This window comes from Streptomyces fuscigenes (assembly GCF_021556455.1).
Lineage (GTDB): Bacteria > Actinomycetota > Actinomycetes > Streptomycetales > Streptomycetaceae > Streptomyces > Streptomyces fuscigenes.
Genome location: NZ_JAKGCV010000328.1, coordinates 1 through 6,263, shown reverse-complemented (window position 1 = coordinate 6,263; position 6,263 = coordinate 1). Strand labels below are relative to the sequence as shown.

General features: G+C 74.5%; 4 protein-coding genes. All 4 read right to left on the bottom strand.

What is annotated here, in order from left to right:
• Positions 1–285: 285 nt before the first annotated feature.
• Complete coding sequence (locus tag L1885_RS21400) at positions 286–567, bottom strand: HU family DNA-binding protein (RefSeq protein WP_007382399.1); 282 nt, start codon at positions 565–567, stop codon at positions 286–288.
• 453 nt (positions 568–1,020) lie between these two features.
• The gene (locus L1885_RS21395) at positions 1,021–2,463 is read right to left on the bottom strand and encodes an NAD-dependent malic enzyme (protein WP_235798790.1); all 1,443 of its coding nucleotides are present in this window, start codon (positions 2,461–2,463) and stop codon (positions 1,021–1,023) included.
• A 605-nt stretch (positions 2,464–3,068) separates the two neighbouring features.
• Positions 3,069–5,558, bottom strand: a complete 2,490-nt coding sequence (locus L1885_RS21390) for a HelD family protein (protein WP_372481991.1) — start codon at positions 5,556–5,558, stop codon at positions 3,069–3,071.
• Positions 5,559–5,620: 62 nt separating this feature from the next.
• A partial coding sequence (locus tag L1885_RS21385; RefSeq protein ID WP_235798788.1) for an RNA polymerase subunit sigma occupies positions 5,621–6,263 on the bottom strand: 643 nt, incomplete at its 5' end.

Below are 6,263 nucleotides of genomic sequence, written 5' to 3'. Positions count from 1 at the left end.
GGCCCCGCTCCGGGCTCCCAGCCCGTCGGCGCCCCGCCCTGCCGCCTCCGGGGCCTGTGCGCCGCCCGGCCTCCCGGGCCGTGCCACCGAGCCCCGTACCACCGAGCCCCGTACCACCGGCCCCGTGCTGCCGGGCCGCCGCGAACCCCGCAGCCGCGGCTCCCGCGTCCCCGGGCACAACAAGGGCGGCCTTCCGGTGTCCGGAGGCCGCCCCATGTGTTGTCACGCGCCGTCACCGACGCGCCGTCCCGGCCGGCTGCCGCCGGTGCGGGACTGCCCTGAGGACTACTTGCCCTTGGCGGCTTCCTTGAGCTTGGAGCCCGCGGACACCTTCACGCTGTAGCCGGCGGGGATCTGGATCGGGTCGCCGGTCTGCGGGTTGCGCGCGGTCCGAGCGGCACGGTGCGTGCGCTCGAAGGTCAGAAAGCCGGGGATGGTGACCTTCTCGTCGCCCTTGGCGACGATCTCGCCGACGGTCTCGGCGAAGGCGGCCAGAACGGCGTCGGCGTCCTTGCGGGTCACCTCGGCGCGGTCGGCCAGGGCGGCCACCAGCTCACTGCGGTTCATGTTCTTACTCCCGTGTTCTTCTTGCCTGTGAGGCGTGAGATCGAAGCCGATGCTGCCAGGGCCCTCGGACACTCGGTGGGCCCCGGGCCTTGATTCGAGAACCCTCGCGCCCCGTGGGGGTGTCCCCGAAACGTTGTCCTCGGGATCAGGTCTCCCCAGGACGAAGTCCCTGAGACTGCATCCTGCCCCCACCAGCGGCGGGAAAGCCAATCCGATCCCCCCGTCGGCACGCACGATGGGCCGCGGGACGGCGGGGGCCATGGTCCGCCACCCTAGACGGGCCGCCCGGCCCGCAAGTCGCGCGACGCGCCGGGCGGAGCTGCCCGGACGGGCCGGAGGCGGCCCTGTGCGGCCCGGCCGGGGCCCGGGGTGTCTTCCGGTACCGGCGCGCCCGTGCGGACGCGGCAGGGGCCGGGCGGGACGGGCCCTGGGGCCCGCCCCGGTCCGGGGACGTCAGTCCGTGCCGGGGCCCGCGGCCGCGTCGACCGTCACACCGGCCGCCTTGGCGGCCTCGCGGACGGCGCCGGCGACCGCGCCGGCGACCTTGTCGTTGAAGACGGAGGGCACGATGTAGTTCGCGTTGAGCTCACCCTCGGTGACGACGTCGGCGAGCGCCTCGGCGGCGGCGAGCATCATCTCCGTGTTGACGGTGCGCGACTGCGCGTCGAGCAGGCCCCGGAAGACACCCGGGAAGACGAGCACGTTGTTGATCTGGTTCGGGAAGTCCGAACGGCCCGTGGCGACGACCGCGGCCGTCTCGCGCGCGATCGCCGGGTCGACCTCGGGGTCGGGGTTCGCGAGCGCGAAGACGATCGCGCCGTCCGCCATGGCGGCGACGTCCGTGCCGTCGATCACGTTCGGGGCCGAGACGCCGATGAAGACGTCGGAGCCCGCGACGGCCTCCTTGAGGGTGCCCGTGATGCCCTCGGGGTTCGTGTTGTCGGCGATCCAGCGCAGCGGGGACTCCGGGGCGGCGTCGACGAGGTCCTCGCGGCCCGCGTGCACCACGCCGTGGATGTCGGCGACGACGGCGTGCTTGACGCCCGCGGCCAGCAGGAGCTTCAGGATGGCGGTACCGGCGGCCCCGGCGCCCGACATGACGACGCGGACGTCCTCGAACTTCTTGTCGACGACGCGCAGGGCGTTGGTCAGGGCGGCGACGACGACGATGGCCGTGCCGTGCTGGTCGTCGTGGAAGACCGGGATGTCGAGGGCCTCCCGCAGCCGGGCCTCGATCTCGAAGCAGCGGGGGGCGGAGATGTCCTCCAGGTTGATGCCCGCGAAGCCCGGCGCGATGGCCTTGACGACCTCGACGATGGCGTCGGTGTCCTGGGTGTCCAGGCACAGCGGCCAGGCGTCGATGCCCGCGAACCGCTTGAACAGGGCCGCCTTGCCCTCCATGACCGGCAGCGCGGCCTTCGGGCCGATGTTGCCGAGGCCGAGGACGGCGGAGCCGTCGGTGACGACGGCGACCGTGTTGCGCTTGATGGTGAGGCGGCGGGCGTCGTCGGGGTTCTGCGCGATCGCCATCGACACCCGCGCCACGCCGGGCGTGTAGACCATGGAGAGGTCGTCACGGTTGCGGATGGGGTGCTTGGACTGCATCTCGATCTTGCCGCCGAGGTGCATGAGGAACGTACGGTCCGAGACCTTGCCGATGGCGACGCCCTCGATGCCGCGCAGCTTGCCGACGATCTGGTCCGCGTGCGCCGTGGAGCTCGCCGCGATCGTGACGTCGATCCGCAGCTTCTCGTGGCCGGACGCCGTCACGTCGAGGCCGGTCACGGACCCGCCGGACGCCTCCACCGCCGTGGTGAGCTGGGAGACTGCCGTGCCGCTCGCGGGGACTTCGAGACGGACGGTCATCGAGTACGAGACGCTTGGCGCCGTTGCCATTGCCGAGTTCCTCTGCTTTCACTGAGCCGCTGTGCCGTTCCACCGAACGGGTGTACCGCCGCGGAACCTTTCAGATGGTCGCACCTACCACCGGGTAACGACTAAAACCGACTCAAGCGGAAGGAGGCTTCCATCATGCGGAGCGTAACAGCGCGGGACACGACGAAAGCAGGCCCCCACCAACTCCTGGTGAAGGCCTGCTGACAGGTCAGTGGCACCGACCCGCCATGCTCGCCTCGCGGCAAGTGGTCGCTCGAAGCGACTAAGGTTGGGCCCGGGGGCTTGGATCGAGCCGGTGCCGTATACAGGCTAACAAACGACCCCCGCTCAGTCTTCCCTGACGCCGCGCTTGTTGGACTTTTCGTGCGGGTGCGCAGGCCAGAGCGGTACGGACGGACGCCGAGGACGCGACGTCCACCCTTCCGGCGGCCCCCGGGGCGGCCCCGCGGCCCACGGGGTGCCCCCTCCGGCAGGCCCCGGCCGGCCCGGCGCCCTTGCCGGCCGCCCCCACGTCCCCGCCCTCGGCCGGCCCGCACTCGCACCCTCCGGCCGGCCCGCGTTCCCGGCGCCGGCCCCCCGAACACCCGCCGGGGTCCTGCCGCGGGTCAGTCCCGCAGCAGGTCCGGGACGCCGTCCGCGTCCGGCTCGTCCTTCGGCGTCGAGACCACCGTCAGCTGCTGCGTCGCGCGGGTCAGCGCCACGTACAGCGTCCGCAGGCCCACCGAGGCCGCCTGGCCGTCCGCGATCTCGGCGGGCGAGACGAGCACCGTCGCGTCGTACTCCAGCCCCTTCGCCTCCAGGCTGCCGAGCGCGACCACCCGCCCGCCCAGCCCGGCCACCCAGCGGGCCACCTCGGCCCGCCGGTCCATGGAGGCGACCACGCCGACGGTGCCGTCGACCGTGTCCAGGAGCCGCCGCGTCTCCTCACGCACCGCGTCCGCCAGCGCCGCGCCGGAGCCGCCCGCGGCCACCCGGAAGCGGGGCCGCACCCCGGTGGAGCGCACCGCGCGGGGGGACTCGGCGCTCGGCATGGCGAGGGCCAGGACCTTCGCGGCGAGTTCCGCGATCTCGGCGGGGTTGCGGTAGTTGACGGTCAGGGTGAAGCGCCGGCGCTGCCGCCTGCCGAGGGCCTCGTCGCGGGCCGCCGCCGCCTCTTCCTCGTCGGGCCAGGAGGACTGGGCCGGGTCGCCGACGACGGTCCAGGTGGCGGTGCGGCCCCGGCGTCCGATCATGCGCCACTGCATGGGCGTGAGGTCCTGCGCCTCGTCGACGATGACGTGCGCGTACTCGGTGCGCTCGGCGGCCAGCCGCTCGGCGCGCTCGCGCTGGGTCTCCTCGCGCTGCGGCATCAGTTCCTCGAGGCCGGTGAGGGCGTCGAGCGGGTCGAACTCGCGGCGGGTCCTGGCGGGCCGCGGCGGGGTGCCGAGCAGGGCGTCCAGCTCGTCCAGCAGGGCCACGTCGTGCACGGACAGCGGGCCGGTGCCGTCCCGGCCGGCGCGGCGCAGCGAGCGGGCGAGCCTGCGGGTCTCGCCGGGCGTGAGCACGCGCCGGGTCCAGCGCGACAGGCGCCGCTCGTCGGCCATGGCGGCCAGGACGCGGCGCGGGGTCAGTTCCGGCCACCACGCGTCGAGGAACGCCTGGAAGGCGTCCTCGGAGGACACGTCCTCGTCGAAGCCGCCGCGCAGCTCCGCCGCGAGTTCGGCGTCGCCCTGCGAGCGGTACTCGTCGGCGCGGGCCGTGGCGCCGGAGCGTGCCCACAGCGCGTCCAGCAGCAGCCTGCGGGCCCGCGGGCGCAGCATGTTGACGGGCGCGGTGCCGCCCAGCACGGCCTGCCGGATGCGGTGCAGTTCGTCGGCGTCCAGTTCGAGGCGGCGGCCGAAGGCGACGACGCGCAGCCGGTCCGTGCGCACGGCCGGGGCGCCGCCGCTCTCCTCGTCCGCGGCGTCGTCGAGCGTCGCCTGCCCGCCGCCCGGGCGCGCGGGCCCGGCGGACGCCGGGGCACCGCTGTCCAGTGCGCCGCGCGCGGCCTTGCGCAGGACCCGCGTCATCCGCTCGGAGCCCTTGATCCGGGCGACGGCCGGGTCGTCGTACGCGGTCGCCTCCGCGCCCTCGACCAGCGAGCCGAGCGCGCGGACGGCGACCTGGCCCTCCTCGCCGAGCGAGGGCAGCACGCCCTCCGTGTACGCGACGAGCAGCGGGGTCGGCGAGACGACGAGGATGCCGCCCGCGTACCTGCGGCGGTCCTGGTAGAGCAGGTACGCGGCGCGGTGCAGCGCCACGGCGGTCTTGCCGGTGCCGGGGCCGCCGGAGACCTCGGTGACCGACGCGGCGGGCGCGCGGATCACGACGTCCTGCTCGGCCTGGATGGAGGCGACGATGTCGCGCATGGTGTGCCCGCGGGCCTGGCCGAGGGCGGCCATCAGCGCGCCGTCGCCGATGACGGGCAGCGGCGCGCCGTCGAGGGCGGCCGTCAGCTCGGGCCGCATCAGGTCGTCCTCGACGCCGAGGACGCGGCGGCCCTTGGAGCGGATGACGCGGCGGCGCACCACGCGTCCCGGGTCGACGGGTGTGGAGCGGTAGAACGGCGCGGCGGCGGGCGCCCGCCAGTCGATGACGAGCGGCGAGTAGTCCGCGTCGAGGACGCCGATGCGGCCGATGTGGAGCGTCTCGGCGATGTCGGCGCTCGCGTCGGGGCGCACGGCGTCGTCGGCGGGTTCGACGGACGTGTACGCGCCGTCGGGGCCCTTCTTGCCGTCCTTGCCGGCCAGCAGGTCGATGCGGCCGAAGAGGAAGTCCTCGAACTCGTTGTTGAGCCGGGACAGGTGCACTCCGGCGCGGTAGACCTGGGCGTCCCGCTCGGCGAGGGCGCCGGGGGTGCCGACCTGGCCGCGCTTGGCGGCGTCGGCCATGAGGAACTCGGCCTCGTGGATCTTCTCCTCGAGGCGCCGGTACACGCGGTCGAGATGGTGCTGCTCGACGTCGATCTCCCGGGCGCGTGCGGAGTCGTCGGCCGGCCCGGGGACTCCTGGTCCCGGGCCGGTCCCTGATTCCGCCGCGCCTCCGGCGGAATCGACAGCGGCATCCTGCGCGGCCACCCGGGCCCCCTTCATGACGTGCTACGGAAGCCGTCAACCGTACGCGAAGGGGGTGCCCGGTGTCAGGCCGGAACCCGCACGAGCCGCTTGCCGTCGAACGTGGTGACGTCGAAGTGGTCGATGTCCTTGGGCTGAACGGCCGCACCGCCCTGCACGTACAGGGGCTGCCGGGCGAGGGGCACCGTGCTGGAGGGCACGCCGTAGCCCCACTCCGGCACCGCCCAGGACGTCATGACCTCCTGCTCGCCGGACTTCGAGACCGCCACGAGCCGGCACTTCAGGGGGCCCTTGACGTTCTTGAGCTCCAGGACCGCGTCCGTGCCCCAGCCCTTGGTCTCCACGGCGACGGTCGCGGAGACCTTGGTGACCGGGTCGGTGGCGCTGTACTTCGTGCCCAGCGTCTTGAAGTACGAGCTCGCGGTGGCCGCCGGGGCGGCCTGGGTGGCGCCGGGACCGTGGTCGCCGGACGTGGCGACCACGGCGGCCGTGGGCCCGCCGACGATCAGCACGGCGGCCGCCGCGGCCAGGTAGAGGCCGCGGCGCCTGCGCTTGGCGCGCCGCTGGGCCACCTCGTCGACGAGCCGGCCGAGCAGTTCGGGGCTCGGCCGCACCGCCGCGGCGGGCTCCTCCTCGCGGGCCCCGGCGTCGCCGCCGGGAGCGCCCTGGCCGGGCACGGAGCCCGGGCCGGCGGACGGCCCCGCGTGC

What these genes read in the sequence shown, in the direction of transcription:
- L1885_RS21400 (WP_007382399.1), bottom strand. Translation starts at nt 567, where the DNA reads ATGAACCGCAGTGAGCTGGTGGCCGCCCTGGCCGACCGCGCCGAGGTG.
- L1885_RS21395 (WP_235798790.1), bottom strand. Translation starts at nt 2,463, where the DNA reads ATGGCAACGGCGCCAAGCGTCTCGTACTCGATGACCGTCCGTCTCGAA.